This is a genomic window from Actinomadura madurae (assembly GCF_900115095.1).
In the GTDB taxonomy this organism is placed as follows: domain Bacteria; phylum Actinomycetota; class Actinomycetes; order Streptosporangiales; family Streptosporangiaceae; genus Spirillospora; species Spirillospora madurae.
This window is the reverse complement of record NZ_FOVH01000001.1, coordinates 49,129-75,719: the sequence shown is the minus strand read 5'-3', so window position 1 is coordinate 75,719 and position 26,591 is coordinate 49,129. Positions and strand designations below refer to the sequence as shown.

General features: G+C 72.0%; 26 protein-coding genes, 3 tRNA genes and 1 pseudogene. 7 read left to right on the top strand and 23 right to left on the bottom strand.

All coding sequences use genetic code 11. The features are described 5' to 3' along the window. Positions 1–74: 74 nt before the first annotated feature. Both BM339_RS00340 and BM339_RS00335 read left to right on the top strand, forming a co-directional pair. Positions 75–2,111 carry an MMPL family transporter gene (locus BM339_RS00340; RefSeq protein ID WP_075019598.1) on the top strand — a complete coding sequence of 679 codons (2,037 nt, stop codon included), beginning with the start codon at positions 75–77 and terminating at the stop codon, positions 2,109–2,111. After that, the gene (locus tag BM339_RS00335) at positions 2,108–2,566 is read left to right on the top strand and encodes a hypothetical protein (RefSeq protein WP_075019597.1); all 459 of its coding nucleotides are present in this window, start codon (positions 2,108–2,110) and stop codon (positions 2,564–2,566) included. Before BM339_RS00340 ends, BM339_RS00335 begins: the two co-directional genes overlap by 4 nt. A gap of 45 nt (positions 2,567–2,611) precedes the next feature. On the opposite strand, the gene BM339_RS00330 is transcribed toward BM339_RS00335, so the two are convergent. The 10 genes from BM339_RS00330 to BM339_RS00285 form a co-directional block, all read right to left on the bottom strand. Further along, positions 2,612–2,687 (bottom strand) — tRNA-Glu (locus BM339_RS00330). Between the two features lie 277 nt (positions 2,688–2,964). Further along, positions 2,965–3,037 (bottom strand) — tRNA-Glu (locus BM339_RS00325). 24 nt (positions 3,038–3,061) lie between these two features. Then, a tRNA-Gln gene (locus tag BM339_RS00320) sits at positions 3,062–3,133 on the bottom strand. 103 nt (positions 3,134–3,236) lie between these two features. Next, positions 3,237–3,872: a DUF2461 domain-containing protein gene (locus tag BM339_RS00315; RefSeq protein ID WP_075020097.1), complete on the bottom strand. Its 636-nt coding sequence runs from the start codon at positions 3,870–3,872 to the stop codon at positions 3,237–3,239. 11 nt (positions 3,873–3,883) lie between these two features. Further along, positions 3,884–4,651, bottom strand: a complete 768-nt coding sequence (locus BM339_RS00310; protein ID WP_024935342.1) for a fumarylacetoacetate hydrolase family protein — start codon at positions 4,649–4,651, stop codon at positions 3,884–3,886. Between the two features lie 22 nt (positions 4,652–4,673). Then, complete coding sequence (locus tag BM339_RS49505; protein ID WP_177287599.1) at positions 4,674–6,212, bottom strand: cellulose binding domain-containing protein; 1,539 nt, start codon at positions 6,210–6,212, stop codon at positions 4,674–4,676. A gap of 81 nt (positions 6,213–6,293) precedes the next feature. Further along, positions 6,294–6,662, bottom strand: coding sequence for a hypothetical protein (locus BM339_RS00300; protein ID WP_075019595.1), 369 nt, complete (start codon positions 6,660–6,662; stop codon positions 6,294–6,296). Positions 6,663–6,845: 183 nt separating this feature from the next. Next, positions 6,846–7,235 (bottom strand): DUF6292 family protein, encoded by a 390-nt coding sequence (locus tag BM339_RS00295; RefSeq protein ID WP_075019594.1) that lies wholly within the window; start codon positions 7,233–7,235, stop codon positions 6,846–6,848. Positions 7,236–7,400: 165 nt separating this feature from the next. Then, a complete protein-coding gene (locus BM339_RS00290; RefSeq protein WP_075019593.1) occupies positions 7,401–7,754 on the bottom strand; it encodes a hypothetical protein in 354 nt (117 codons plus the stop codon). Between the two features lie 44 nt (positions 7,755–7,798). Continuing rightward, on the bottom strand, positions 7,799–8,011 hold the full coding sequence (locus tag BM339_RS00285; protein ID WP_021596766.1) for a hypothetical protein: 213 nt from the start codon (positions 8,009–8,011) through the stop codon (positions 7,799–7,801). Positions 8,012–8,256: 245 nt separating this feature from the next. Between BM339_RS00285 and BM339_RS00280 the strand changes: the two genes are divergently transcribed. From BM339_RS00280 to BM339_RS00270, 3 genes are all read left to right on the top strand, one after another. Further along, positions 8,257–9,144 (top strand): GntR family transcriptional regulator, encoded by an 888-nt coding sequence (locus BM339_RS00280; RefSeq protein ID WP_021596765.1) that lies wholly within the window; start codon positions 8,257–8,259, stop codon positions 9,142–9,144. A 129-nt stretch (positions 9,145–9,273) separates the two neighbouring features. Further along, positions 9,274–9,894 (top strand): GNAT family N-acetyltransferase, encoded by a 621-nt coding sequence (locus BM339_RS00275; protein WP_143118253.1) that lies wholly within the window; start codon positions 9,274–9,276, stop codon positions 9,892–9,894. A gap of 32 nt (positions 9,895–9,926) precedes the next feature. Continuing rightward, the gene (locus BM339_RS00270; RefSeq protein WP_075019592.1) at positions 9,927–10,760 is read left to right on the top strand and encodes a GntR family transcriptional regulator; all 834 of its coding nucleotides are present in this window, start codon (positions 9,927–9,929) and stop codon (positions 10,758–10,760) included. Positions 10,761–10,801: 41 nt separating this feature from the next. Here the strand turns inward: BM339_RS00270 and BM339_RS00265 are convergent, their stop codons facing one another. Then, positions 10,802–11,092: a hypothetical protein gene (locus BM339_RS00265; RefSeq protein ID WP_021596762.1), complete on the bottom strand. Its 291-nt coding sequence runs from the start codon at positions 11,090–11,092 to the stop codon at positions 10,802–10,804. A gap of 407 nt (positions 11,093–11,499) precedes the next feature. On the opposite strand from BM339_RS00265, the pseudogene BM339_RS52565 reads away from it, so the two are divergent. Further along, a pseudogene (locus BM339_RS52565) lies at positions 11,500–12,054 on the top strand (cyclic nucleotide-binding domain-containing protein); the annotation flags it as partial. 50 nt (positions 12,055–12,104) lie between these two features. Here BM339_RS52565 and BM339_RS51085 read toward each other — a convergent pair. Continuing rightward, positions 12,105–12,248 carry a hypothetical protein gene (locus BM339_RS51085; RefSeq protein WP_256255122.1) on the bottom strand — a complete coding sequence of 48 codons (144 nt, stop codon included), beginning with the start codon at positions 12,246–12,248 and terminating at the stop codon, positions 12,105–12,107. Positions 12,249–12,334: 86 nt separating this feature from the next. On the opposite strand from BM339_RS51085, the gene BM339_RS51080 reads away from it, so the two are divergent. After that, on the top strand, positions 12,335–12,745 hold the full coding sequence (locus BM339_RS51080; protein ID WP_256255120.1) for a hypothetical protein: 411 nt from the start codon (positions 12,335–12,337) through the stop codon (positions 12,743–12,745). Positions 12,746–12,748: 3 nt separating this feature from the next. Here the strand turns inward: BM339_RS51080 and BM339_RS00255 are convergent, their stop codons facing one another. The 11 genes from BM339_RS00255 to BM339_RS00205 all read right to left on the bottom strand — a co-directional run bounded on the left by BM339_RS00255 (position 12,749) and on the right by BM339_RS00205 (position 26,466). Next, positions 12,749–13,030: a GNAT family N-acetyltransferase gene (locus tag BM339_RS00255; RefSeq protein WP_021596760.1), complete on the bottom strand. Its 282-nt coding sequence runs from the start codon at positions 13,028–13,030 to the stop codon at positions 12,749–12,751. A 58-nt stretch (positions 13,031–13,088) separates the two neighbouring features. Continuing rightward, positions 13,089–14,666 carry a citramalate synthase gene (gene cimA / locus BM339_RS00250; RefSeq protein WP_021596759.1) on the bottom strand — a complete coding sequence of 526 codons (1,578 nt, stop codon included), beginning with the start codon at positions 14,664–14,666 and terminating at the stop codon, positions 13,089–13,091. Between the two features lie 234 nt (positions 14,667–14,900). Next, positions 14,901–16,004, bottom strand: a complete 1,104-nt coding sequence (locus BM339_RS00245) for a branched-chain amino acid aminotransferase (RefSeq protein WP_083597134.1) — start codon at positions 16,002–16,004, stop codon at positions 14,901–14,903. A 164-nt stretch (positions 16,005–16,168) separates the two neighbouring features. Further along, positions 16,169–17,218 carry a 3-isopropylmalate dehydrogenase gene (locus tag BM339_RS00240; RefSeq protein ID WP_021596757.1) on the bottom strand — a complete coding sequence of 350 codons (1,050 nt, stop codon included), beginning with the start codon at positions 17,216–17,218 and terminating at the stop codon, positions 16,169–16,171. 38 nt (positions 17,219–17,256) lie between these two features. Then, the gene (locus tag BM339_RS00235; RefSeq protein WP_021596756.1) at positions 17,257–17,934 is read right to left on the bottom strand and encodes a (2Fe-2S)-binding protein; all 678 of its coding nucleotides are present in this window, start codon (positions 17,932–17,934) and stop codon (positions 17,257–17,259) included. An 897-nt stretch (positions 17,935–18,831) separates the two neighbouring features. Further along, positions 18,832–20,421 carry a phosphoglycerate dehydrogenase gene (gene serA / locus BM339_RS00230; RefSeq protein WP_021596753.1) on the bottom strand — a complete coding sequence of 530 codons (1,590 nt, stop codon included), beginning with the start codon at positions 20,419–20,421 and terminating at the stop codon, positions 18,832–18,834. Positions 20,422–20,576: 155 nt separating this feature from the next. Then, positions 20,577–21,215 carry a thymidylate synthase family protein gene (locus BM339_RS00225; protein WP_021596752.1) on the bottom strand — a complete coding sequence of 213 codons (639 nt, stop codon included), beginning with the start codon at positions 21,213–21,215 and terminating at the stop codon, positions 20,577–20,579. Positions 21,216–21,571: 356 nt separating this feature from the next. Next, positions 21,572–23,098 (bottom strand): DUF2079 domain-containing protein, encoded by a 1,527-nt coding sequence (locus BM339_RS00220; protein ID WP_143118252.1) that lies wholly within the window; start codon positions 23,096–23,098, stop codon positions 21,572–21,574. Positions 23,099–23,192: 94 nt separating this feature from the next. Beyond that, a complete protein-coding gene (locus tag BM339_RS00215) occupies positions 23,193–25,169 on the bottom strand; it encodes an ABC transporter permease (RefSeq protein ID WP_075019589.1) in 1,977 nt (658 codons plus the stop codon). Continuing rightward, on the bottom strand, positions 25,166–25,882 hold the full coding sequence (locus BM339_RS00210; RefSeq protein ID WP_075019588.1) for an ABC transporter ATP-binding protein: 717 nt from the start codon (positions 25,880–25,882) through the stop codon (positions 25,166–25,168). Before BM339_RS00210 ends, BM339_RS00215 begins: the two co-directional genes overlap by 4 nt. Then, positions 25,879–26,466, bottom strand: coding sequence for a PadR family transcriptional regulator (locus BM339_RS00205; RefSeq protein ID WP_075019587.1), 588 nt, complete (start codon positions 26,464–26,466; stop codon positions 25,879–25,881). The genes BM339_RS00210 and BM339_RS00205 overlap by 4 nt, the downstream gene beginning before the upstream one ends. Between the last annotated feature and the right edge of the window lie 125 nt (positions 26,467–26,591).

The following is a 26,591-nucleotide window of genomic DNA, read 5'->3' as shown; positions in this document are numbered from 1 at the left end:
GCGGAAGCCCGCATCACCACGCCGAACGGCGTGTTCTCACGCAACGCGAACCCCCACGGAAAGGAGAGCACCTCATGCTGCTCTCACGCAAACGGCACCTGCAGAAATGGGCGGTGCTGCTGTTCTGGGTCGCGGTCACGGCCGTGGCCGTCCCGCTCGCGAGCCGGCTGCCGGACGTCGTCCAGGCGAACTCCTCCGCGGAGCTGCCGCGCGGCGCCCAGTCGACCCAGGCCGACAAGCTGGCGTCCCGGTTCCCGGACGGCGAGCTGGCGCCGGGCATCATCGCCTACGTCCGCCCGTCCGGCATCACCCCGGCCGACCGCGCCAAGGCCGAGGCCGACCGGCGGGCCCTCGCGCCGGTCGCCGCCGGGACGATCGCGCCGGCGGCCCCGTCCCGCGACGGCAGGGCGCTCATGCTGACCGTCCCGCTGCGGGACGGCGACACGCTGTCCGACCAGGCCGGCAAGCTCCGCGACCGGTCGCGCGTGGACGCGCCGCCGGGCCTCGACATCCACCTGACCGGCCGGGCCGGTGCCGCGCTGGACGTCGGGGACGCGTTCGAGAAGGTCGACAAGCGCGTCCTGCTCGCCACGATCGTCCTGGTCACCGCCGTCCTGCTGGTCACCTACCGCAGCCCCGTCCTGTGGCTGCTGCCCATCGTGAACGCGGCGATCGCGCTCCAGGTCAGCGGCGCCGCCGTCTACCTCCTCGGCGAGAACGCCGGGCTCTACGTCGCGGACGGGACGTCCACCATCCTCAACGCGCTCGTCTTCGGGATCTCCACCGACTACGCGCTGCTCCTGCTCGCCCGCTACCGGGAGGAGCTCCGCCGCCACGAGGACCGGCACCGGGCGATGGCGGCCGCCCTCCGCCGCGCGGCCGCACCGATCACCGCGTCCGCCGCGACGGTGTCGCTCGGCCTGCTGTGCCTGCTCGCGGCCCGCATGGGCTTCAACTACGCGCTCGGCCCGATCGGCGCCCTGGGCGTCATCGGCGGCCTGGTCGTCGTGATGTCCCTGCTCCCCGCCCTGCTCGTCATCCTCGGCCGCTGGGTCTTCTGGCCCCGCATCCCCCGCCACGGCGACCCGGCCCCCACCCGCGGCCTGTGGGACCGGATCGGCCACCGCGTCGCCGCCCGCCCCCGCCTGGTCTGGGTCGGCGGCCTGGCCGTCCTCGCCGCCCTCGCCGCGGGCTGCCTCGGCATCAACACGGGCCTGGACCGCGCCCACTTCCTCACCACGACGCCCAGCTCGACGATCGGCGAACGCGTTCTCGCCGAGCACTACCCGGGCGGGCAGGGCCGCCCGCTCCAGGTCATCGCGGAGGACCCGGCACCCGTGGCCGCCGCCCTCCGGCAGCACCCCGGCGTCGCCCGCGTGGGAGAGCCGCAGCCCTCGACCGACGGCCGGCTGGCCAGGCTCGACGTCGTCCTGACCTCGCCACCCGACAGCGACGCGGCGAAGGACACCGTCCGCGACCTCCGGCGCACCATCCCGGACGCGGTGATCGGGGCGGGCACCGCCAGCGCGATCGACCTCGCCGACGCGCAGTCACATGACCGCCGCGTGGTGATCCCGCTGATCCTGGGAGTCGTCCTGCTCATCCTGGTCGCGCTGCTCCGCGCACTCGTCGCGCCCCTGCTGGTGATCGGCACGGTCGTCGCGTCCTATTTCGCCGCGCTCGGCACCGCCTGGCTGCTGTTCGAGCACGCCTTCGGGTTCCCCGCGGTCGACATCCAGGTCGCCCTCATGGGCTTCCTGTTCATGGTGGCGCTCGGGGTCGACTACAACCTGTTCCTCGTCTCACGCATCCGCGAGGAGGTCGCCGGTGCGGGCCACCACGCCGGCGTCCTGCGCGGCCTGGGCCTCACCGGCGGCGTGATCTCCAGCGCCGGCCTCGTCCTCGCCGCGACGTTCGGCGTCCTCGGCCTCATGCCGGTCACGATGATGGTGCAGATCGGCGTCCTGGTCTCCCTGGGCGTCCTGCTGGACACCTTCTTCGTCCGCTCGGTCATCGTCCCGGCCCTCGCCCTGGACACGGGCACCCGCTTCTGGTGGCCCGCCCGCCGCGGGACCGGTCCCGCGCGAAGCTGGGACACTGACGTCCCATGACCCACAACCCCACACGAACCCGGGCCGCCGTCGCCGGCCTCGCGCTGGCACTGGCCTGCGCCGGCTGCGGCGGCTCCGGCGACTCCGCGGAGGCGACGTCACCGCCCGCCGGCACCACCGACGCCGCACAGAGCCCGGCACCGTCCCCGACCTTCCCGAAGGCCGCGGACGGGACGAAGGCGAGCGCCTGCCGCGATGGGCGGTGCGAGATCCTGGTCACCAAGCGGACGAAGATCCCCATCGACCGCCGTTTCGGCCTCGCCACCCTCTCCTTCGCCCCCACCGATCTGACCTGGCGGTACACCTATCCGAACGGTGGAAGCGGAAGCATGAAGTTCCTGGAGCCGCCCTACACCGGTTCGGTGGCGGGCCCGACCGCCAAGCAGGGCCTGAGCCTCCGCGTGGTCGCCAGCGACGGCTCCAAGGCCGTCATCTCCCTGTCCCCCGGCAGCTGAGCGACAAAAGAACCGCAGATCGCCGATGACGGCGTCTGCGGTGCGTGGTACCCCCGAGCGGATTCGAACCGCCGTTACCGCCTTGAGAGGGCGGCGTCCTAGGCCACTAGACGACGGGGGCCGGACTATGAACCCCAGCGATCTCCCGCCCGGGCGCCCCCCACCTTACCGGACCCCGACCCCCACCTCGACCCGATTTTCGGAAGGCACACAAAACCCCAAAACCGGAAAGGAAAAAACGAAACTCGGACGTCGCAGAGAAACCCTCTATGCGTACGCCTCAACCCACGTTCGGGCGAAGCCCGAACAGCCGGGGGTTCCAGGGGGTCGCCCCCTGGGAAGACACTGCGGGCCCGGCGAAATCGAGCAAAGCTCGATGAGCACACCGACCCGCCCCGTACCCCCGAGCGGATTCGAACCGCCGTTACCGCCTTGAGAGGGCGGCGTCCTAGGCCACTAGACGACGGGGGCGTGGTCCGCGTGAGGCGGACGCAGCTGGGGTACCAGGACTCGAACCTAGACTAAGTGAACCAGAATCACTCGTGCTGCCGATTACACCATACCCCAGTGAGGTACGGGCTCCCGGGCCGTCTCCGGCCTGGTCGCTCGCGCCTCGATGAGAATACAGGACCTTGGGAGAAGGGCCAAAACGATTGGTGGCGCGGCGTGGTCACCGGGTGAAGTCGGGCGGCCCGATGTGCTCGCGGCCCCAGTCGACGAGGGGGCGCAGGCGCCGCCAGGACGTTCGCACCCGGGCGGCCACCTCCTCGGCGTCGGCCATCCAGGGGTCGGCGGGCCAGCCCTCGTGGGCGTAGAGGGAGCGGTGCCGGAGCAGGTCGAGCCGCGGATGGTCCGGAGGCGTGCCGCGGGGCCGGGTCTTGAGCCGGTCGCCCGCGATCTCCATGCCGGCGTCGCGGAGGTCGTCCACGATGGCCTGGAGCTCGGCCCCGTCGGTGTCGGAGCCGGCGGCTTCGCGGTAGCGGCGTAGCTGGTCCGGGGTCGGCGCGTACATGCCCCCGGCGACCATGAGGCCGTCCGCGTCGACCTGGAGGTAGAAGCCCTCACTCGTGTGGCCGCCCTGATGGGTCTTGTACGGCGACTTGTCCTTGCTGAACCGCACGTCCCGGTACGGGCGGAAGAGCTTGACCGCGCCGAACTCGTCCTCCAGCACGGCGCACAGCTCGATCAGCGGTTCGCGCACGTGCCGCTCGTAGACGTCCTTGTGGGACGTCCAGTAAGACTTGCTGTTGTCGGCCTGGAGGCCCTCGTAGAACGAGAACGCCTCGTCGGTGAAGCCGGCGGACACCACTGGCCTCCTCAGTCGCGGGCGATGACCCGGTTGGTGAGGCCGCCGATGCCCTCGACGGTGACCGTCACCTCGTCGCCGATCTCCAGCGGGCCGACGCCGGCCGGGGTGCCGGTGAGGATGACGTCGCCGGGCAGCAGCGTCATGACCTGGCTGACGTACTCGACCAGCGCCGGGACGTCGTGCAGCAGCAGGGACGTGCGGGCCTCCTGCCGGACCTCCCCGTTGACGGTCGTGGAGATCGCCAGGTCGCCGGGGTCGGCCTCGGTCTCGATCCACGGGCCGATCGGGCAGAACGTGTCGAAGCCCTTGGCCCGCGTCCACTGCCCGTCCTTCTTCTGCAGGTCGCGGGCGGTGACGTCGTTGGCGCAGGTGTAGCCGAGGATGACCTCGGCGGCGCGGGACGCCGGCACCTCGCGGCACATCCGGCCGATGACCACGGCGAGCTCGCCCTCGTGATCGACGCGCTCGGTGAGCTTGCGCGGGTAGGTGATCGCCTCTCCCGGGCCGATCACGGCGGTGGACGGCTTGGAGAACAGCACCGGCTCCGCGGGCGGCTCGTCCCCGCCCATCTCGCGGACGTGGTCGGCGTAGTTCTTCCCGATCGCGATGATCTTGCTGGGCAGGATCGGGGCGAGCAGCCGGACGTCGGCGAGCGGGAGGCGCTGCCCGGTGAAGGTCAGCTCACCGAACGGGTGCGCCGCGATGACGGCGATGGTGTTCTCCTCCACCACTCCGAAGGACATGCCCTCGTCGGTGGAGAACCTGGCGATACGCATGGTCGAGAGCCTAGTACGGCGCTCAGAAGCCGCACGCCTTGCCGTTCAGCTTGCAGCTCTTCGGGGTGGACGCGGGACCGGCCGCGCCGAACTGGACGTCCCACGTGGCGCCCGGCGGGATCGCGGGCGCGCCCTCCAGGTTCCTGATCTCGACGGTCGAGCCGCCGTGCACCAGCCGCGCGCCCCAGATGTTCTTCACGTCCGCCCGCGGCGCCTGGAACGTCAGCTTCCACGTCTTCATGGGCTTGCTCGTGCGGTTCGTGATGACCATCTTGCCCTCGAAGTACCCCTCGTCCTGCTGGACGAGCTGGTAGGTGATGCCCTTGCCCTTGACCAGCGGGCCGATCGGCGCGGTGGTCACCGGGGGCGAACCGGGCTGCGGGGACCCGGGCTGGCCGGGCTGCTGCCCGCCGGGCGGCTGCGCGGACGGTCCGCCGCTCGGCGGCGCCGCGGGCGACCCGCTGGGCGCGGGCCCGCCGGGCGACGCCGGACCCGCGCCGCCACCTTCGGACGCCGGGGTGCTCGCCGCCGGGGAGGTCTTCCCGCCGGCCTTCCCCTCGGTCTCCGAGCCCCGGTTGACCAGCAGCATCGCGACCGCGGCGATGGCGAGGACCACCACCGTGGCGACCAGCGCGATCACGATCAGCGTGCGGCCGGAGCGTGACGGGGACGACCCGCCGGGCAGTCCGCCGGACGGCGAGACGGCGGGCGTCGGCAGCGGCGGGACGGGCGGCTGGGGCGGCGGAGGCGTCCCCTGCGCGGACGGCGGGGTCCCGGGCATGGCGTAGGCGAACGCCGGGCCCTGCTCGCCGGGGTTCGTGCGCTCTCCCTCCGAGGAGAACTGCTCGGTCCAGGGCGCCTCGGCGGGCGCCGGCTGCTCGTGCGCCACCGGCTGCCCGACCGGCGGCTGCTCGGGCGCGGGCGCATGCCCGTGCGCGAACGCCTGGTCGGGGGCGGTCGCCTCCTCGGGGGCGGGCGCCTGCTCGGGTGCCGGCGCCTGCGCCTGCTCGGGGACGGGCGCCTGCGCGTACTCCGGCACCGGGATGGAGCTGAACTCGAACGCCACCGCCTCGCCGTGAAGCGGGACGTCAGGAGCCGGCACGGCGGGCTGCTCCACCGGGACATCGGCCACGGTGACGGGGGCCTCCTCCTCGGGCGCCTCGGGCTCGTCCGGCGTCACCTCGACGAACGTGACCTCCGCGCCACCGGACGGGAGGTCCTGGTAGGTCGCGTCCTCGACGGCGTCCTGGAAGGTCTCTTCGGGATCGTCGACCGGATCGTCCTGGTAGGTCGCCCCCGGGTCGCCCAGGTAGGCCGCCTCCGGGCCGTCCACGTAGGTCGTCTCCGGATCGTCCACGTAGGTCGTCTCCGGGTCGTCCTCGGGGTCGTCGGACGGAAGTTCCCGGAAGGTCACGCCGGCGAGGTCGTCCACGGGCCCGTCCACGACGGTCGCGTCGGCTCCCGGGGCCGTGTCCTCGGGCGCACCGGATTTGCCGGGAACGCGGAACTCGGCGGTCGTCTTGTGGTCCGGGGGAACGTACCCGGGCTCCTCGCCGCTCAACTCGGCCACCTTCCACTGTCGTCGATCTCATGGAGTCCGACGACGGGCGCGGCGGTTCGGTTCACGCCCGGCCGGAAGGCGTCATCCCGCCGGGGACGGTTCGAACCCGCGGCGCGCGGCCTGCCGCAGCTGCCGGTTGAGCATGTCGGTGATCAGCTCGATGGCGTCCGGGGTGGTGGCGGCCTGGGCGCCGCTGAGCCAGCGGGCGGCCTCGGCCAGCAGGTCGTCGGCGGAGTCGGCGGCGCCCGCGTCGGCCAGCCGGCCGAGCACGGCGCCGAGGCGGAGCGCGGCGTCGGCGCGGCCGGCCTCGGCGGCCCGCCGGTACCAGCCGGCGGCCTGCTCCAGATCGTCCTCGCGCTCGTACATCTCGCCGAGGCCGAAGGCGATGTCCGCCCAGGTCCCGTCCGTCGGACGCCCGAGGTCCTCGGGGCTCCAGGGGCGGACAGGCATAGGATCACTCCGGCAGGTCGGTTCGTCGGAACGCGGCACGCGGAAACCTCGCACGTGCCGTGCAGATCCTCATAGTGGATCCTCCACCAGAAATCCGCCACCCGTTTCGCCACTTTTGGCGGATTTTCTCCGTAGCAGCGCCGCTACGCACGGAAAGGTCCTCGTTCTTTCGAACGAACGACCTCAGACCGTGTACCGGACGAGCTCGTCCTCGAACCCGTCATGACCCGCGGCGAAGGACCGCAGAGAAGCCGGCGCGCCCTCGCCGCCCCGCTCCAGCAGCCCGGGAACGGACCTCGGGTCGGGCAGGACGGAGTCCCCGAGCCGGACGGGGTCGCGCAGTACGGTGCGGACGCCGGGTTCCCCGGAGACGAACTCGCCGAGCACGAAGCCCTCGGACTCGTTCCACACCAGGGCCCGCAGCCCGAGGACGAAGGTGGCGTCCCGCGGATCGGACGGATCGAGCCAGACGTTCGAGAGCGGCACCCCGCGCGCCTGCAGCGCGTCGCCGACGCGGGTGACGTACCCGCGGGTGACGTCGACGAAGGGGTCCGGGTGAGGCAGGGGTCGCATACGGCCGATCACTGGTCATCCCTCTCTTCGGTCACTAGAAGTATGAGGGAAAAGATCCGTTATGTCCCGTTTCTGGGCGGAGAAATCCGCCTGAAGGCAGGCCAAACTCCCCCTTTGGCCACATACCTCCCTTCAGTCTCCCCGGACTCCCCCGTCCTACGGTCGTCAGGGTGCCGCGCTCGCGGCGGCCGGCCGGAGCCGGAGACGTGGAAGCGGCGCGGCCGGCGCGTACCGGGGCACGATCACCGCGGCGCAGGCGCCCGCGCAGAAGATCGCGGTCAGCCGGGCCGGCGCGCCGGCCCGGCGGCCCAGCTCGGCGGTGAGCAGCAGGACCACGATCCCGCTGACCACAGCGCCGGCCCGCGGCTCGCGCTCCGCACGGGGCTCGGCGGCCGGGGTGAGCACGAGACGCGGATGGGCACGCTCGGTCGGCTCCTCGACCGCGGCGGTGCGCTCCCGGCCGTCGGCGGCCGTCGGGTACGGGACGTCCGGCGCCGGGTCCATCAGGCTGTCTTCCACGTCGAACTCCTTGGGTCAGCGGCGCGCTCGGCGGCGACCGGAGATCATGCGCCCGTCCGCACGGGCCGGACCGGCGGCGTCCTGTCCGCCGGCACCGAGACGTTGACCAGCGGGCCCCGCCGGCCGACCGCCGGCGACGGCGCCGCCATCCGGCTGCGGAACTGCAGGTCCCTCGTGCGGTAGCCCATCAGGGCGACGTAGAGCGCCAGGGTCAGGAACAGTGCCGCGGGACCGAAGATCCACAGAGCGACCATCATGGTGAACCCTCCTCCGAGTGTTCGCGGTATCCCTTACATCCCGAACATCCTGCTGGTAGAGTTGTCCGAGTTCTCAACCGGTCGACTTGTACCAACAAGTTCCCTCACTCAACTTGTTACCATTCCTAGAGATTGCAAACACGTTGAGCGGGAACTACTTGTTCAAGAGTTAAGTCCGGTTCGATGTACGTTGCTTGTCCGGCTCAGCGGTACCAGTCGAGCGGACAGGGAGGGGAGCGGTTCGGATGGCTCGCACGACGCCCGCCCGGTGGCGCGACATAGCCGATGACCTGCTCCGCCGCATCGAGTCGGGCGACCTCGCCCCCGGCGAGGGGACGGCCGGCCGGCGGCGCCTCCCCGCCGAGAAGGAGCTCGAAGCGCACTACAAGGCGTCCCGCAACACCGTCCGCGACGCGCTGTCCTGGCTGCAGCAGCAGGGATACGTCGTGTCCCAGCAGGGCAAGGGGACCTTCGTCGTCGGCCGGCCCAACATCGTCCACGTGACGCTCTCCGCGGTGGCGCTGGGCCTCGCACCGGGCAGCGGTTCGGGCGAGTGGTACAACCGGGACGCCTTCATCCCCGTGCACCGCGACGTCACGGTGTCGCAGGTCAAGGTGGAGGTCCAGGAGGGCACCAAGGTCATCGCCCGGTACCTGCAGTCCGACCCCGGCGCCGAGCTCATCTCCCGGCACCAGGAGATCTTCCTCGACGACCGCCCGTGGGCGCTGCAGACCTCGTTCTACCCGCTCGACTTCGCCACCGGCGGCGCGTCGCGGCTCCTCTCGCCGCGCGACATCCCCGAGGGCGCGGTCGCCTACCTGGGCGAGACGCTCGGCTACAGTGAGGTCGGCTTCCACGACGAGATCAAGGTCCGCGTCCCGGACGAGAACGAGAAGCGGTTCTTCGGCCTCGGCGACTCCGCGGCCGACGTCGTCTTCGAGACGGTCCGGACCGCCTACTCCCCTGACGGCAAGGCGTTCCGCCTCACCGTGACGGTCTGGCCCGCCGACCGGACACGGCTCCACTACAACGACGGAAAGGTACCCGAAGACGTCCTCAGGGCGCCCGGTCTGGCGCCGGCCGAGGACACTCCGCACGAATCCCCACCGGACGACGGCGCCGGAAGCGGATAGATCGCCGCCGCCCCGACCACGGCGGCAGTCTCACACCTATCCACACGCCCCCCTTCCCGACCGGCTCGGAGCCTCGGCTCCCGGCGGCCAGGAGGCGGGGGCTCGGTTTTTTCTCGGAGTCAGGAGCACGTGGACACACCCACCATGGCCCGCCAGCGCAGCCGGGCCCGCCACGCCGGTCACCACATCCGCCTCGCTCGTCCGGACGAACTGCGGGACGTCCTCGACCTCATCGACCACGCCGCCCGCTGGCTGCGGGAGGAGAAGAACACCACGCAGTGGGCCCGCCCATGGCCGAGCGAGGACGACCGCACCAAACGCGTGTACGAGGCCCTCCTCAACAAGGAGACCTGGCTCCTGTTCGACGGCGAGCTCGCGATCGGCACCGTCTCCATCCGGCTGATCGGCCACGAGGAGCTCTGGACGCCGGAGGAACGCCGGACCGAGGCCGTCTACCTCCACCGCCTGGTCATCCACCGCGACTACGCCGGCCGCGGCCTCGGCGCCGAACTGATCGACTGGGCGGGACGCAAGGGCGCGTCCCGGCAGAAGAACGCGGAACTGATCAGGATCGACGTCTGGACCGACAACACCGAGCTCCACGCCTACTACCGCCGCCAGGGCTTCCAGGACGTCGCGATCCGCAAGACCAGCGACAACACCCCGTCAGGCGCCCTCTTCCAGAAACCCCTACCATCCCGGACACCCACAAGGCACCATCACATCATCGAACAGATCCACCTCCGCTGACCCCCGCCCCCCGCCGCCGAGAAGGGAACGTCATGGCAGGCAGGGTCTCCAAGTACTCCGAGATCGCCTCCGACCTCAGAGCCAAGATCGACAACGGGACGCTCGGCCCTGGCGTCCAGCTGCCGACGGAGAAAGAACTGGCGGACAGCTGGGGGGTGTCACCCAACACGATCAAGAAGGCCGTCAACGAGCTCCGCCAGGAAGGCCTCGTCGAGACCGTCCCGCAGAAGGGCAGCTTCGTCGCCGAGCCCGCCGCGCCCTTCGTCATCACCCTGAACCACACGGACCTGGGCGAGGGGAACGCGCTCGGACGCGGATTCGGCGGCGGCGAGGGCGAGGCGTTCGTGGCCGAGGCGCAGCGCCAGGGCCATCGGACGCATTCGTCGAAGCCCGAAGTCCAGGTCGAGGACGCCGACAGCGCGCAGATGGAGGCGCTCGGGATCAACCCCGTCCCGCCGGACTCACCGCAGAAGCCGCAGGTGGTACGCCGCTCCCAGGAGCGGTTCGTGGACGGCAAGCCGAACTCGCTCCAGCACTCCTACTTCAAGCTCGAACTCGCGATCCAGGCTCAGGCGCTCCTCAAGTCCGTCGACATCGAAGAGGGGACCGTGGCCTATCTGCAGAGCCGCGGCCATGAGCAGACCGGCTACGAGGACGAGTTCGACGCGCGCCCTCCGAGGGACGAGGAGCTGAGGTTCTTCGGACTCTCCCGAGGCAGCCTCGCCGTCATCGAACACAAACGCACCGCATACGACCAGAACGGTGAGCCCTTCCGCCTCACCATCACCGTCTACAAGCCCGGCACCAACAAGATCCGATTCATAGCCGGAGACGTCCCCGACACGGTCTGGCAACACGATTCCTGACCTCGTCTCACCAGCACCCACGTGCCCGGTCTCGGTGAGGGTCAGACGAAGCGGACGAGCATGAGGTCGGAGTCGGGGGTCTTGCGCCAGTAGACGGCGCCGGGTTCGCGGGACATGTTCTCGATCTCGCCTGCGATGATCAGGGCGCGGTTGATGCAGTCGGTCTTGTTGTAGCCGGTCTGCTCCTGGAGGCGCTGGAGGGCCTGGACGGCCTTGCCGGTCAGGTTGATGGTCACGCGCTCGTTCTGCGGAACGGCCTCGGCGCGGTGGCTCGGGGCGGCCGGGTCCCGGCCGGTGCCCGGCGCGTCGGAGGCTGCTCGGTTGTTCGTCATGAGCGCTTTCTCCCATCCCGGGGGGCGTGAAGCCCGGTCCGCCGTGCGGGCCGGGATCCGCCGGTCAGGCGATCGTGCGGTCCTTCGTCAGCAAACCCATGCCCCGCATACAGGGGGTACGGGGGAGGTTCCCTCGGTTCGTGCTCCGGAAACCTCCGATGCTCAGCATCGCATCACTCTCGCCATCAGGATACGTAATCGTCACCGTGTTTTGTACAGCCTTCGTATGGCTTTTATATGCATATCGTCCTACCTTGGTCGTGGGGAGACGTGGGGCATGACCAACGCCGGGAGCGGGACGGCGGCAGATCGCCGTGCCTTCCCGGGGGAAGGACGACTCCGTGAGCACGAACCGCTGGGTGGCGCGGGCGCGGAGGCGGGTCGCCTCGAACGCCGGCACCGGCGCCATGGACGCCCGCGTCACCGTCCCCGTGACGCTCCTGTCGGTGACCCTGGGGTACGCGCTGGGCGGCTCGGTGAGCGCCGCGATCACCGGCTTCCTGACGTTCCTGTCCTGCCTCGCCGTGAGCGTGACGAACGCCCTCGTCCAGTACCTGCGGTCCGGGACGTTGCACGAGACGTCCGGTCCCCCGCCGGGGGCGGGGGCCGCACTGCCGGCGGTGCCGTTCGCCAGGGAAGTCGTACCGGACGGCGCGGAGACGTTCTGGGACGCGCTGACCGCCGGCGAGCGGCACGCCCTCATCGCGCGGGCGCGCGGGCACGTGTACCGGAAGGAGGAGGTGCTGTGCCGGGAGGGCGGCCGGGCGGGCGAGGTCGTCGTGATCCTGTCCGGCTGGACGCGGGTCTGGGTGCGGGAGGGCGCCGAGCAGCGGATCGTCGCGTTCCGGGGCGCCGGGGAGCTGGTCGGCGAGCGGGCGGCGCTGACCGTGCGGGACCGGTCCGCGACCGTGACGGCGGAGAGCGACGTCCAGGCGCTGCGGATCGGCGCGCAGGACTTCGCGGCCTTCCTGGACGGCAGCCCCCGGGTCCGGGCCGTCCTCGAACAGCAGGTCTACCGGCGGCAGGTCGAGCGGCTCGGCCCGCCCGAGCTGCCGCAGGGAGCGCTCGGAAACTGCTCGATCCTCATCACCGACATCACCGGGTTCAGCTCGCCGGTGCGCACCGACGCCGACCGCGGGTACGTGCTGGACGCCATGTACGACCTGATGGGCGAGGCGTTCGGGGCCGTCCGCGCTCGACCTGTCGCACCTGTACCAGGAGGACCGCGGCGACGGGGCGCTGGTGATCGTGCCGGCGACGACGCCGACGGAGGCGGTCGTGGACCCGATGGTGGCGCACCTGGCGGCGGCGCTGCGGCGGCACAACCGGCGCGCCGCCGAGGCCACCCGGCTGCAGCTGCGGGCCGCGCTGCACGTCGGTCCCGTGCGGCGCGGCCCGAAGGGCGTGGCCGGCGGCGCCATCATCACCACGCGCCGGATGGTGGACGCGCCCGCGGTGAAGCGGCGGGTCGCCGAGACGGGCGCCGACCTGGCCTTCGTCGCGTCCGACTTCGTGTTCGACACGGTGATCACGCCCGCGCCGGGCCTGGTCGACCCGGCCCGCTACACGCGGGTCCGGGTGCGGGTGAAGGAGACCTCGGCGTGGGCGTGGCTGATGCTGGAGGGCGGCAAGTCGCGGCTCAGGGCGGTGTAGCCGTCAGGACCGGACGAGGTCCTGGTAGTCGGGGTGCCTGCCGATCCACTTCTTGATGAAGGGGCACAGCGGGACGGCCGACAGCCCCTTCGCGCGGACGTCGTCCAGCGCGCCCCGGGCCAGGGAGCCGCCCACGCCCTTGCCCTCGAACGCGGGGTCGACCTCGGTGTGGGTGAAGACGACGGCGCCCTCGCCCCGCTCGTACTCGGCGAACCCGGCGAGTTCCCCGTCGAGCCTGATCTCGTAGCGGCTCTTCCCGGCATTGTCGGTGATCTCGGTGCTCATGCCCCGATAATGCCCGGCGGCCCCGGGAGATTCCCGATGCGGGGGACGGGCCCGCCGGTCAGCCCGCCTCGTATCCGGCGCGCAGCAGGCAGTAGGTGACGGCCTCCTCCAGGGCCTGCCAGGACGCGGCGATGACGTTGTCCTCGACGCCGACCGTCCCCCATTCGCGCTCGCCGTCGCTGGACTCGACCAGCACCCTCGTCCGGGCGTCGGTGCCGTGCGCCCCCTCCAGGATGCGGACCTTGTAGTCGACCAGCTCCAGCCGCGCCAGCTCCGGGTAGAGGCGGCCGAGCGCGATCCGCAGCGCGTTGTCGAGCGCGTTGACGGGGCCGTTGCCCTCGCCGGTCGCGATGATCCGCTCGCCCTTGGCGTGCAGCTTGACGGTGGCCTCGCTGACCATGGAGCCGTCGGGACGGCGCTCCACGATCGACCGCCACGACTCGACCTCGAAGTGCCGCTGCCGGACGCCGGTCAGCTCCTCGCGCAGGAGCAGCTCGAAGGAGGCGTCCGCGGCCTCGAAGGTGTAGCCGGTGGACTCCAGCTCCTTCACCTTGCCGACGACCGCCTTGGCCTTCTCGCCGGACAGGTCGTAGCCGAGCTCGCGGCCCTTCAGCTCGACGGACGCCCGCCCGGCCATGCTCGACACCAGCATCCGCATGTCGTTGCCGACGGCGGCCGGGTCGATGTGCTGGTACAGGTCCGGGTCGACCTTGACGGCGGACGCGTGCAGCCCCGCCTTGTGCGCGAACGCCGACACCCCCACGTACGGCTGCTGCGAGCTGGGCGCGACGTTGGTGACCTCGGAGACGGCGTGCGCGATCCGGGTCATCTCGCCGAGCTGCGCGTCCGACACGAGGCTCATGCCCCGCTTGAGCTGCAGGTTCCCGACGACCGTGAACAGGTTGGCGTTGCCGCTGCGCTCGCCGTACCCGTTCGCGCAGCCCTGGACGTGGGTGGCCCCGGCCCTCACCGCGGCCAGCGTGTTCGCGACGGCGCAGCCGGAGTCGTCGTGGCAGTGGATCCCGACGCGGACCCCGTACCCGACGACCTCGTGGACGACCTCGGCCAGCTCGTCCGGCAGCATCCCGCCGTTGGTGTCGCAGAGCGCGACGACGTCCGCGCCCGCCTCGGCGGCGGTGCGGACGGCCTCCAGCGCGTAGGCGCGGTTGGCCTTGTGGCCGTCGAAGAAGTGCTCGGCGTCCAGGAAGACTCGTTGGCCCTCCGCACGCAGGTGGGAGACCGTGTCGCGGATCATCGCGAGGTTCTCCTCCAGCGTCGTGCGGAGGGCCAGCTCGACGTGCCTGTCGTGACTCTTGGCGACCAGGGTCACGACGGGCGCGCCGGAGTCGCGCAGGGCGGCCACCTGGGGGTCGTCGGCGGCCTTCACCCCGGCCCGGCGGGTCGCGCCGAACGCGGTGAGCTGCGCGTGCCTCAGGTCGAGCTCTGTTCGAGCCCGCCTGAAGAACTCGGTGTCCTTGGGGTTGGCGCCCGGCCAGCCGCCCTCGATGAAGCCGATGCCCAGGTCGTCCAGGTGCCGCGCGATGGCGAGCTTGTCGGGCACGGAGAGGTTCAGCCCCTCCTGCTGCGACCCGTCGCGCAGGGTGGTGTCGTAGACGTGGAACGCGTCGCCTTGCATGTGAGGAACCCCCAGAGGGATCAGCCAGGGCACAAAAAAGACCCCTCACGGACGTGAGAGGTCTGCGCGCCGGCGATGTCCCGTTAGCTGCCGGCGCGCCAGCCGATAATCACGAGGCTGTGGCGCATGATGCGCACAGTCTGCCACACGGTTCGCGGGCGTGGGACATCGGTCTCGGATGCTGAGACGGTGCGGCCCCGGCGCGGTCTGCGCCGGGGCCCGCGAACACCCAGGTCAGACGATTTTGTGGACCCATCCGTACGGGTCGGGACGCGTGCCGTACTGGATGCCGACCAGCTCCTGGCGGAGCCGCATCGACACCTCGCCGGGCTCGCCGTCCCCGATCGTCCACTCCCGGTCCCGGCCCCGGACCCGGCCGACCGGGCTGATGATCGCGGCGGTGCCGCAGCCGAACACCTCGGTGATCTCGCCGGACGTGCAGCCGGCCTGCCACTCGTCAATGCTGATCTTGCCCTCCTCGGCGGGGACGCCGAGGTCGGGCGCCAGCTTGAGCATGGAGTCGCGGGTCACGCCGGCGAGCAGCGTGCCGGTGAGCGCGGGCGTGAGCAGCCGGGCCCCCGCGCCGGACCCGTAGACGAACATCAGGTTCATCGAGCCGACCTCCTCGACCCAGCGGTGCTCCACCGCGTCGAGCCAGACGACCTGGTCGCAGCCCTGCGCGACGGCCTCGGCCTGGCCGGCGAAGGACGCGGCGTAGTTGCCGCCGAACTTGGCCTCGCCGGTGCCGCCGGGCGCGGCGCGCGTGTAGTCCTGCGACAGCCAGACCGAGACGGGCTTGACGCCGCGCGGGTAGTACAGGCCGGACGGGGACGCGATGACCATGAAGAGGAACTCGCTCGCCGGGCTGTTGACGCCGAGCGCCCGGGTCGTGGCGAACATGAAGGGCCGCAGGTAGAGGCTGTGCCCCTCGGCGTCGGGGACCCAGTCCTTGTCGGTCCGGACGAGGAGCTCGATCGCGTCGACGAACAGCTGCTCGGGGATCTCCGGCATCGCCATCCGGTGCGCGGACCGGTTCATCCGCGCCGCGTTCATGTACGGCCTGAAGGTGACGATCGAGCCGTCCGGCTGCTTGTAGGCCTTGAGACCCTCGAAGAGCTCCTGGGCGTAGTGGAACACCTGGGAGGCCGGGTCCATCGGGATCGGCCCGTACGGTTCGAGCCTGGCCTCGTGCCAGCCCCGCTCCGCCGAGTACCTGATCGTGATCATGTGATCGGTGAAGTGCCGGCCGAAGCCGGGATCGGCCAGGATCCGCGCGCGCTCGGCGGCGGTCGCGGGCCGCTCGGTGCGCGTGATCTCGAACTCCAGGGTGTCGCTCATCGCGGTTCGTCCTCTCGCGGATCGCCCAGGCGGCCCCATCGCCGCATCGGCTTCCTAGTCCCTATTGTCATACTTCGTCTAGACCTGCTCCTCCGTGCGCGGCGCATACGGATGACCGGGCGCGCCGCGAGGGCACGCCCGGTCTGGCCGGAGGCGGCGTGCCCCTAGCCGGATACTCGCTTCGCGATCGCGTCGCCGATCTGGGACGTGGTCCGGGCGCCGAGGGCGGCGCGCTCGGCCAGGTCGTCGGAGACGGCCTGCTCGACGCGGCGGGCGGCCTCGCCCTCGCCGACGTGGTCGAGCAGCATGGCGACGGACAGGATCGTGGCGGTCGGGTCGGCCTTGCCCTGCCCGGCGATGTCGGGCGCGCTGCCGTGCACCGGCTCGAACATCGACGGCGCGGTGCGGTCTGGGTTGACGTTGCCGGACGCGGCGAGCCCGATACCGCCCGCGATCGCCGCGCCGATGTCGGTGATGATGTCGCCGAACAGGTTGTCGGTAACGATCACGTCGAACCGCCCCGGCTGGCTGACGAAGAACATCGTGGCCGCGTCGACATGCACATAGTCCGTCGTGACCTGCGGATACTCCGCTCCGACCCGCTTCAGCGTCCGCTGGTAGAGGTCACCGGCGAAGGTCAGGACGTTGTCCTTGTGGACGAGTGTGAGCTTCTTGCGGGGCCGGGACGCGGCGACGTCGAACGCGTACCGGATGACCCGCTCCACGCCGTAGGCGGTGTTGACGCTCTCCTGCGTGGCGACCTCGTGCGGCGTGCCCTTCCGCAGCACACCGCCGACGCCGGTGTACGGCCCCTCGGTGCCCTCCCGGACCACGACCATGTCGATGTCGTCGGTCGTCACCCCGGCCAGCGGCGTCGCGACACCCGGGAAGAGCTTCACCGGGCGCAGGTTGACGTAGTGGTCGAGCTCGAACCGGGCCCGCAGCAGCAGGCCCCGCTCCAGCGTCCCGCTCGGCACGCTGGGGTCGCCGACGGCGCCGAGCAGGATGACCTCCTGCTCGCGCAGCTCCTCCAGGACCGAGTCGGGCAGCGTCTCCCCCGTCCGGTGCCAGCGGGCGGCGCCCAGGTCGTAGGCGGTCTGCTCGAAGGCCAGGTCACCGGACACGGCGTCGAGGACCTTCAGTCCCTCGGCGACCACCTCGGGGCCGATCCCGTCCCCCGGGATGACGGCCAGACGAATGCTGCGCGAAGCCATGCGCGCACTCTACTGCAAACGTCTCAGTGCTTGGGCTCTCATCTCACATTTCGGGCAAGCCCGCAATCTCCGCACATTCCACCACCCGGCACCCGGTAGTACAGGCAGCAGTTGTTCCGGACGAACCCGCCGGCCCCGAACTCCCCCGCACCGGCGAGCGGCCCCCGCCCGAGCAGCTCACGCACCAGCGCCACACGACCATCGGGCCCGACGTTCAAACTCCCCGCGAGCGCCGACGCGGCGTTCCCCCACAACAAGCCGTCCGCAAGGCCGACGAACCCCAGCATCACCTCACGCAGAGGCCGCAACTGCCCGTCCACGACCACCCGCTCGACAAGCCCGACAGCCTCCCCCACAGACCCGACCCGCCACCCACGCGGCTCATCGAGCCCCAACTCGATCGCTTCCCCTGCCGCCCACCGCCAGCGCAGCCCACCCAAGTCGGGGACGATCCCCCGAGCCGCCGCCGCGACGACCGGCGACCACAATCGAGCCGCAAGCCCCTGGAACACCAGCGAAGCGGCCACCCGCCGCTCCCCCGTCCCCAGTTTCTCGGCGTAGTCGTCCGTCAACGCCGCCAGCAGCGCCCCGTCCCCAGGAAAAGCACCCCACCCAGCCCCGCCCACCGGAGAAGTGCCGACATCAAAGTAAGGCCCGATCCGAGCAACGTCCCGCAAAACCCCCACGACCTCGGCCGCCCCGACCTCAAGCGCCATCCCCCCAGTCTCGCACCACGACCTCACCCACCCCGAACCAAACGGCCGCCGGGAACCGAGGTCGATCACCCAGTCGGCGAACTTGACGACGTGCAGGTCGTGCTGCGGGAGATGCAAACATGACCCGCTCGCACGACAAGCGAGCCGCGAACGGGCCGCCGTAGGCCGCCGTAAGGAGACAGGAGGGCCCGCGACGGTCCGACGCGACGTTCTAGGGCGAGCTCGTGGCCCCACCAGTTCAGCATCGAAAACCGCGACGACCGGGAGGAGCCGTGCGCGCAGGCATCAGCCATTGCCGCAACCACGCAACGACCTCAACGGTCGCGATCGCGTCCGAAGGCAGGGGCGAGCGAAGCGAGACCCTGATCGCGCAGCGAGCCGCTAGGCGAGTCGGATGCGATGCCAGCGATCGCCCGCAGTGCCCGACGATGGAGGGCCGTCAAGGCCCGAAGGAGGAGGGCACTGCAATGAACACAGCAGGGCCGCTAGGCCCGAAGGAGGAGAAAAAGCAATCTAATCCGCCCGCCGGTCCAGGGCCGTTTGCAGGGCTCGGGCGGCTTCTTCCTGGGCGTCGTCGTCGGCGGGCGTGTTGGTCCAGGTGTCGTTCATGAGGTTGCTCCTGAGTCGCTGGGCTTCGGCCAGAGGGGCGCGGCCGGGATGCCGTGGTTCGCACGGTCCGGGCGCGGCATCGGACTCACGGCCAGGCAGGGCCTCCGCAGCGGGTGCCGGCCTGCCGATGATCAGGCCCCGCTGCGGCAGCGAAGGATCTCCACGAAGCGCCGCATGACTACCTGTGAGATTACCTCCGCCTCCGCGGGGTGTCCCGACCCGTGGCAGATAATCTCACTATCCGAGATGATCGCGGGCGGGCGTCCGGGACGCCCGCCCGGGTTCCGGTCAGCCTTCGAGGTCGACGCGGCGGCCCATGTCGGCACCGACCTCGCGGGTGATGGCGTCGACGAGCTGGGGCGGGATGGCCGAGTCGACGGTCAGCGCGATCAGCGCCTTGCCGCCCTTGGCGTCCCGGCCGACCTGCATGCCGGCGATGTTGACCTGCTCGTCGCCGAGCAGCTTGCCGACCGCGCCGACGATGCCGGGGCGGTCGACGTAGGAGAAGAACGCCATGTGCTCGGTCGGCACGAGCTCCATGTCGTAGCCGTTGATCTCGACGATCCGCTCGGCGTGCTTCGGGCCGGTGAGCGTGCCGGACACCGACACGACGCCGCCGTCGGCCATCGTGCCGCGGACCTGCACGACGTTGCGCCAGTCGGGGCTGTCCTCGCTGGTGGTGAGGGTGACCTCGACGCCGCGGTCGCGGGCCAGCAGCGGCGCGTTGACGAAGGTCACCGCCTCCTCGATGACGTCCACGAACACGCCCTTGAGGGCGGCGAGCTCCAGGACCTTCACGTCGTGCTCGGCGATCTCGCCGCGGACGACGACGTCGAGGCGCACGGGGACGCCCCCGGCGAGGGAGGTGAAGATGCGGCCGAGCTTCTCGGCGAGCGGCAGGCCGGGCTTGACGTCCTCGGCGACCGCGCCGCCCTGCACGTTCACGGCGTCCGGGACGAACTCGCCGGACAGCGCGAGCTTCACCGAGCGGGCGACCTGGGTGCCCGCCTTCTCCTGCGCCTCGTGGGTGCTGGCGCCGAGGTGCGGGGTGACGACGACGCTGTCGTGGTGGAACAGGGGGCTCTCGGTGCACGGCTCGGTGCTGAACACGTCGATGCCGGCGCCGGCGACGCGGCCGTCCTTGAGCGCGAGGTCGAGGGCCGCCTCGTCGACGATCCCGCCGCGGGCGGCGTTGACGATCCGCACCGTGGGCTTGACCTGCTGGAGCTCGCGGTCGCCGATGAGGCCGAGGGTCTCGGGCGTCTTCGGCAGGTGGACGGTGATGAAGTCGCTCTCGCGGAGCAGCTCCTCCAGCGTGACGAGCTTCACGCCGAGCTGCGCGGCGCGGGCGGCCTGCACGTAGGGGTCGAACGCGATGACGTTCATGTCGAAGGCGGCGAGGCGCTGGGCGACGAGGACGCCGATCCGGCCGAGGCCGAGGACGCCGACGGTCTTGCCCTGCAGCTCGACGCCGGTGTACTTGGACCGCTTCCACTCGCCCTGCTTGAGGGCGGCGTGGCCCTGCGGAACGTTCCGCGCGGTGGCGAGGAGCAGCGCGATCGCGTGCTCGGCGGCGGTGACGATGTTGGACGTGGGCGCGTTGACGACCATGACGCCGGCCTTGGTGGCGGCCTCCACGTCGACGTTGTCGAGGCCGACGCCGGCGCGGGCGACGACGCGGAGCCTCCCGGCGTGCCGGAACACCTCCGCGGTGACCTTGGTGGCGCTGCGCACGATCAGCGCGTCGACGTCGGCGACGGCGGGCAGCAGCCGCTCTTTGTCTCCGCCGTCGACGTGGCGGACATCGAAGTCGGCTTCCAGCACGGCGATGCCGGCCGGGGAGAGTTCTTCTGCGACGAGGACGACGGGCTTGCTCAAGGAAACAGTCCTTCGGAAGTGGATGTTCGTGTGATCTGCAGGTGAAGTCGCGAGTCACCTCGTCGTGCCCTCGCCCCGTCGGCGAGTCTATAACCCGCAGGCGACCGGGGTTCGCGGCGGGGAAACACCCACCGGTAACTCCGATATGTCGTGTGTCACGCGGCGTTCGGCTCGGGCACCGACGCCAGCACGGACGCGACCCGCTCGGCGTCGCGGACGTGCACGTGCGGGACGTCCACGAACACCCGCAGCGGCCCCGCCGGCAGCCCCAGCTCGTCCGCGACCTGCGTCTGCACCTCGCGCAGCGGGATGTACATCAGATAGGCCCGGTGGACGTTCTGCGACCGGAACATCGCGGTCATGATGAGCCGGTAGCCGCGGATGCGGAACGACAGCGCGGTGAGGGCCGGCAGCCCGTCGGCCGGCTCCCCCGGGATCGTCAGCGAGATCCAGGCGCTCGTCGTCCACGGCCGGGCGCGCAGCAGGTCCACCACCCAGCGGACCTGGTCGTGGCCGTCCAGGTCGTGCAGCCGCGGCCAGTACCGCCCGCGGACGACGCTGCGGGTGCGCTCCTGCGCGCGCCGGACGAGCCGCGCCCGGTCGCCGTGCTCGCGCAGGATCGGGTCCTCCCAGCTGAGCGAGGCGACCTCGAACAGCAGCGGCGGGCCCTCGATGATGGGCCCGCCGTCCTCCAGCCCGGCCTCGCCGGCCGTCCAGACGTGCCGCAGCACGCCGATCCACGCCTGCCCGCACGTCTCCCAGCGCCGGACGTCCTTGTCCTCTCCCGCCGGCATGTCACGGCTCCTCGCAATTCGTTCCCCGGCCCGCCGCCCGGACCCGGGAATTACCTGCCCGCCGCATTGCCGCCCCGGCAATGAATTCCCGCCCGTCTCCGGCCGGTGACCTTCCGTTGTCGTCGATCGGCCTCACACCGTCCATGCGCTCGCCCCAAGGCCCGCTCCGGCGGCGGCAACGTGAGTGTTCGCGCAGGTTCTCCCGCACCTGCCGCGGCCGTCACGGCTTTCTTCAAGTATCCGCTAAAGTACCCGAAAACGACAGGGATATTTATCCCCGGGGCATCTTCACCGGCATTCTGACCTGTGCGCCGATGATCGGTCACTGGACATTGTCCAAACGATCGCGATAAGTCTCACCAGGGGTCGGGAACGTCCCGGTACAGCACGATGTACCCGTCCTGCCGGAAGACCTCCGCGTAGCCCTCCGCCTTCAGCTCCGCCACCCGCAGGCGCTGCTCGGCGGGCGAGCCGAAGGGGAACTCCAGCCGTCCGATGTAGGCGATCACCCAGGGCGCGCCGTGCGACCGGTCGTCCCAGAGCAGCACGCGGGCGCGGGACGTCAGCGCCGGGCCGACGCCGTTGGCCGCCTCGACGAGCGCGCCGTCCGGGATCTTCGAGGCCGCCGCCGAGGCCGCCCGCGCCCGCTCGTTCTGCCGCCACAGCGCCGGGTCGGCCAAGTGCCGGTAGGCGAAGAACGGCACGCAGGCGAGCACCGCGGCGAGCACCCCGGCCATCGGCAGCGCGGACGGGAGCCGCCCCGCGGCCGGGACCCTGCCGCGCAGCCGGGCCGCGCCGTCGGCCGCCGCCAGGACGAGCACCCCGATGATGAACGCGTTGTAGTGGTAGTGCGGCTCCCACCAGTTGCTGAAGCCGCTGGCGAGCATCCGCTCGGCGAGGAGCGGGACGGCGGTCAGGGTCAGCGGGGAGGCCAGCGGCAGCAGGAGCAGCGGCAGGACGACCAGGGCCATCGTGAGGAGCTTCCGCGGCGGGGTGCCGAGGACGGTCACGACGTCCCACGGGTGGGTGAGCGCGTGCGCGGCGGCGTGCGGCAGGTCGGGGCCGAGGGAGCCGTACGCCCAGTAGTAGTCGTTGTCCCCGCCTAGCGCGGCGATGAGCAGGCGGGAGCAGACCCAGGTGGCGGCCAGGCCGACCGCGAGGTAGGCGAGGCCCTCCCGGCGGTCGGCGGGAGCCAGCAGGTCGCGCAGGGTCCGGCGCTCCCGCAGGTCGGGACGGGCCAGCAGGTAGAGGCCGAAGCCGGCGAGCAGCAGCCCCATGTCCTCCTTGACCAGCAGCAGGAGGCACGCGGCCAGCGCGGCCTGCCCCCGCCGTCCCGCGTCGTGCCGCTCGACCATCAGCGCCGACAGCAGCGGCACGAAGGCGACCTCGTGGAAGTCGAACGCGAGCGCCTCCGCGATCGGCCACGACAGCGCGTAGGCGCCGGCGGCGCAGTACGCGGCGCCGGCGCCGAGCCTCCGCTCGGTGTAGCGCCAGATCGGCGGGACGGCGAGCGCCAGCAGGACGGCCTGCGCGACGAGCAGGGTCTCCGGGCCGTCGTGGATCCAGTAGAGGGGCGCGAGGAGCGCCAGGATCGGGGAGAAGTGGTCGCCGAGGATGGAGAAGTCCGGGCCGAAGTCGTTGTGGACGCCCTTGACCATGGCGACCGGCAGGTCGAACCGGCTGTAGGAGCGGATCGCCTGGTCGAAGATCACCAGGTCGTAGCTGCCGCTCCGGAAGGCGTGCAGCCGCATCAGCGAGTACGCCGCGTACAGCAGCGCGCTCGCCGCGACCAGCGCCGCGAGCGCGGCGCCGCGCCGGTCCGGACCCTCGTGGTCCGCGGGGGCCGCGCCCGCCGGCCCCTCCACCGCAACCGCCTCAGCCACGCGCCGGACGCTACCACCGGCGCCGGCGCGCGGCCGATCCGCCCGCCGCGCGTTTACCAAGATCCGCCGCGGGTTTCGTCGGGCGGGGCGGGTCTCAGGACAGGACGCGGCGCCCCATGGGGAGCCGGGAGCGGGTCACGGCCCCCGCGAAGCAGGCCGCGACGAGCGGGATCCCGAGGCCGATCGCCAGCAGGAGCAGCCAGGGGACGTCGACGATCGCCCCGTGGGCCGGGATGCCGACGTCCCCCGCGCTCTCGGTGAGCGGCCGCGTCACCGCGAGGCCGGGCACGAGCCCGCCCGCGAGGCCGAGCCAGCAGCCGAGCACCGTGATGAACGCGGCCTGGCCCATCGTCAGCAGTCGGCGGGTGCGCGGCCGGGCGCCGACCGCCGCGAGCGTCGCGACGTCGGGACGCGCGTCCGCGGCCGCCAGGCTCGTCGCGATCAGCGAGGCGCCGAGGGCGAGGACGGCCGCGGCCGCGCCGAGCAGCAGGGTGGGCTTGTCGTAGGAGTCGGTGAAGCCCCGCTCGACGTAGACCAGGTCGTCGTAAGGGGTGGAGGCGGCCAGCGTCTTCTCCAGCTTCGCCTGCTCGGCCGGGGTGACGCGGTGGTCGGCGCGGTCGATGCCGTACGCCTCCGTCCGGACGGTGGTGTCCGCCCGCTCGGCGACCCGCTCCGCGACCTCGGGCGGCACGATCGCCGCCACGTGGGGGTCGCCCTCGACCGCGACGGCCGGGAGGTCCTTGACCGTTCCCGCCGTGTGCTCCTGGTCGTCGGCCCAGTAGCTGATCGTGGCGGTGACCTTCCCGCCGGCGGGCGGACGCGTCCCGAACAGGACGATCTTTCCCTCGGCCAGCGCCGCCGCCACCGCGGGATCGTCGCGGCCGAGCAGCATCCGGGCCTCCCGCGCACCGCCGACCACGTTGTCCACGATGTTGAAGCCGGACATCTCGTCCTCGTCGGGGGTGAAGGCCACGCTCTTGCACCGCGACGGGTCGGGGTCCATGCAGGTGGAGCCCTCCCCGGGCAGCGCGCGCAGGGTGACGAGGGGCACGCCGGGCAGGGCGTCCCGGAGCGCCGGGGCGACCGCGTCCGCCTTCTCGACCGTCGGCCGGATCACCGCCGACCCCATGGGCAGCTCCGCCCGGTAGTCCAACTGCTCCTGCCGGAAGTCGCTGGCGCCCCCGATGGCCAGCGCGGTGATCCCGGCGACGGCCGCGGTGATCGCGGCGATGGCGGGTGCGGTGCGGGCCCGGTTGCGGGCCCCGTCCCGGACCGCGAGACGCAGCGGCAGCGGGAGCCGGTGCGCGAGCCGCCCGGTCGCCCCGACGAGCCACGGGCAGGCGACGACGAGCCCGATGATGATCGCGGCGGCGCCGAACGCGGCGCCGAACTCGTGCAGCACACGGACGCCCGCCAGCGACCCCGCGACGCCCGCGACGACGAGCAGGCCGCCGACGACGGGCCAGCCCCGGCGGGCGCGGCCGGGCGGCTCGCGGCGCCCGGCGAGGGCGGCGACGACGTCCATCCGGGCGGCCTGCCGGGCGGGGATCAGGGCGGCGAGCAGCCCGGTGACCAGGCCGAGCAGCGCCGTCACGGCGACCGCGGACCACGGCACCCGGAACGGGCCGAACGGCTCGGCGCCGTTCGCCTCGGCGACCCGTATGATGACCGCCGCGGCGGCGACCCCGAGTGCGGTCCCGGCGACGGCGGCGATGCCGCCGAGCAGCAGGCCGCTCGCCAGGACGACGGCGCGCAGATGCCGGCCGGCGCCGCCCGACGCCGCGACGAGCGCGAGCTCGCGGCGCCGCCGCCGCACGTCGACGACGAGCGCGGGGCCGGCGAGCAGGACGACCTGGAGGACGGCCATCGCGACGATCATCGCCAGGATCGCCGACTCGGCGGGGGCGGACGTCGCCTCGACGCCGGGCTCGCTCGCGGTCTTCCTGATCACGGCCAGGGCGACCACGACGCAGACCGGCAGCCCGATCATGCACAGCACCAGCGCGGTGCGGCCCTTCGCGCGCAGCGCGTCCTGCCGGGCCATGCGCAGTGCGAAGGCGTAGCGGTTCACGTCGTCTCCTGGAGAAGGGTCTCGGGGCCGGACGGGGCCGGCGTGGCGTCGACGATCCGGCCGTCGCGCAGGAAGACGATCCGGTCGGCCCAGGCGGCGTGCCGGGACTCGTGCGTGACCATCAGGCAGGACGCGCCCGCGTCGCAGCGGCCGCGCAGGACGCGCATGACGTCCTCGCCGGTGTGGCTGTCGAGCGCCCCGGTCGGCTCGTCGGCGAGGACGAGCCGGCGTTCGCCGACCAGCGCGCGGGCGATGGCGACGCGCTGCTGCTGGCCGCCGGACATCTCGTCCGGGAACCGCCCGGCCAGGTCCTCGACGCCGACCTCGGCCAGCGCCCGCCGCGCCTCCTGGCGGGCCTGCCGCGCGCGGACGCCGTCCAGCTCGCGCGGCAGCATGACGTTCTCGGCCGCGGTGAGGCTCGGGATGAGGTTGAGGTCCTGGAAGACGTAGCCGACGTGGCCGCGGCGCAGGGCCGACCGGCCGGCGGGTCCGAGCGGGCCGAGGTCGGTCCCGGCCACGACGATCTGGCCGGAGGTGGGGGTGTCCAGGCCCCCGGCGAGCGTCAGCAGGGTCGACTTGCCTGAGCCGGACGGGCCCATCACGGCGACGAACTCGCCCGCGGCGACGTCCAGGCTCACCTCGCGGAGCGCGTGGACGAGGGACGGGCCGGAGCCGTGGTCGCGGGAGACGTCCCGCAGGGACAGGGCGTTCATCGGCGCGCCTCCTCGTCGGTCCGCGCCGGTGCCTCCGCGGGCGCGGCGGGGGCGGCGGGCATGGCGCGGGTGACGTAGGACTCGCAGTGGTCCAGCCAGCGCACCTCGGCCTCCGCCTGGAAGATCATCGATTCCAGGACCAGCCGCCAGGCGCGGTCGCCCTGGTCGGCGGGGACGGCGGGGCCGTCGGCCTTGAGCCGGGTGAGGTCCTGGAGGGCGCGCAGCGTGGCGGTCCGCTGGGTCTGCACGACCTGCGCGGCGTCCACGCCGGGGGTGGTGACGGCCATCGCCAGCTTGATCGCCAGCTCGTCGCGGGGGCGGTCGGACCGGGCGATCGGGGTGGCGAACCACCGCCGGACGTCCGCCTCCCCCGCCGGGGTGATCCGGTAGACGAAGCGGCCCTCGTCGTCGGCGCCGACGCGGGTGACGAGGTCGTCGCGTTCGAGCCGGGAGAGCGTGGAGTAGACCTGCCCGATGTTGAGCGGCCAGGTGGCGCCGGTGGACGACTCGAACTCGGCGCGCAGCTGGTAGCCGTAGCGGGGCCCCTGGGACAGCAGTGCCAGCAGGCCGTGACGTATTGACATACCTACCAAGTATGCATACCGAGTATGGGTAGGGCAATACCGAGTATGCATCCAGGAGGACACACCGCCGGGATTTCACTGTGCGCGACCGTCCGGAGCCTTAACGTGACCGATGTCCCCGGCCG

What these genes read in the sequence shown, in the direction of transcription:
- BM339_RS00235 (WP_021596756.1), bottom strand. Translation starts at nt 17,934, where the DNA reads ATGGCGCTTGAGGTCGGGGCGGCCGAGGTCGTGGGGGTTTTGCGGGAC.
- BM339_RS00225 (WP_021596752.1), bottom strand. Translation starts at nt 21,215, where the DNA reads ATGCCGGCGGGAGAGGACAAGGACGTCCGGCGCTGGGAGACGTGCGGG.
- BM339_RS51085 (WP_256255122.1), bottom strand. Translation starts at nt 12,248, where the DNA reads ATGGCGTCCAGCACGTACCCGCGGTCGGCGTCGGTGCGCACCGGCGAG.
- BM339_RS00295 (WP_075019594.1), bottom strand. Translation starts at nt 7,235, where the DNA reads ATGCGACCCCTGCCTCACCCGGACCCCTTCGTCGACGTCACCCGCGGG.
- BM339_RS00285 (WP_021596766.1), bottom strand. Translation starts at nt 8,011, where the DNA reads ATGATGGTCGCTCTGTGGATCTTCGGTCCCGCGGCACTGTTCCTGACC.
- BM339_RS00240 (WP_021596757.1), bottom strand. Translation starts at nt 17,218, where the DNA reads ATGGCTTCGCGCAGCATTCGTCTGGCCGTCATCCCGGGGGACGGGATC.
- BM339_RS00210 (WP_075019588.1), bottom strand. Translation starts at nt 25,882, where the DNA reads ATGAACGCCCTGTCCCTGCGGGACGTCTCCCGCGACCACGGCTCCGGC.
- BM339_RS00310 (WP_024935342.1), bottom strand. Translation starts at nt 4,651, where the DNA reads ATGCGTATCGCCAGGTTCTCCACCGACGAGGGCATGTCCTTCGGAGTG.
- BM339_RS00300 (WP_075019595.1), bottom strand. Translation starts at nt 6,662, where the DNA reads ATGCCTGTCCGCCCCTGGAGCCCCGAGGACCTCGGGCGTCCGACGGAC.
- BM339_RS00245 (WP_083597134.1), bottom strand. Translation starts at nt 16,004, where the DNA reads ATGAGCGACACCCTGGAGTTCGAGATCACGCGCACCGAGCGGCCCGCG.
- cimA (WP_021596759.1), bottom strand. Translation starts at nt 14,666, where the DNA reads ATGCAAGGCGACGCGTTCCACGTCTACGACACCACCCTGCGCGACGGG.
- BM339_RS00205 (WP_075019587.1), bottom strand. Translation starts at nt 26,466, where the DNA reads ATGTCAATACGTCACGGCCTGCTGGCACTGCTGTCCCAGGGGCCCCGC.
- BM339_RS00280 (WP_021596765.1), top strand. Translation starts at nt 8,257, where the DNA reads ATGGCTCGCACGACGCCCGCCCGGTGGCGCGACATAGCCGATGACCTG.
- BM339_RS00340 (WP_075019598.1), top strand. Translation starts at nt 75, where the DNA reads ATGCTGCTCTCACGCAAACGGCACCTGCAGAAATGGGCGGTGCTGCTG.
- BM339_RS00255 (WP_021596760.1), bottom strand. Translation starts at nt 13,030, where the DNA reads ATGAGCACCGAGATCACCGACAATGCCGGGAAGAGCCGCTACGAGATC.
- BM339_RS00265 (WP_021596762.1), bottom strand. Translation starts at nt 11,092, where the DNA reads ATGACGAACAACCGAGCAGCCTCCGACGCGCCGGGCACCGGCCGGGAC.
- BM339_RS00335 (WP_075019597.1), top strand. Translation starts at nt 2,108, where the DNA reads ATGACCCACAACCCCACACGAACCCGGGCCGCCGTCGCCGGCCTCGCG.
- BM339_RS00270 (WP_075019592.1), top strand. Translation starts at nt 9,927, where the DNA reads ATGGCAGGCAGGGTCTCCAAGTACTCCGAGATCGCCTCCGACCTCAGA.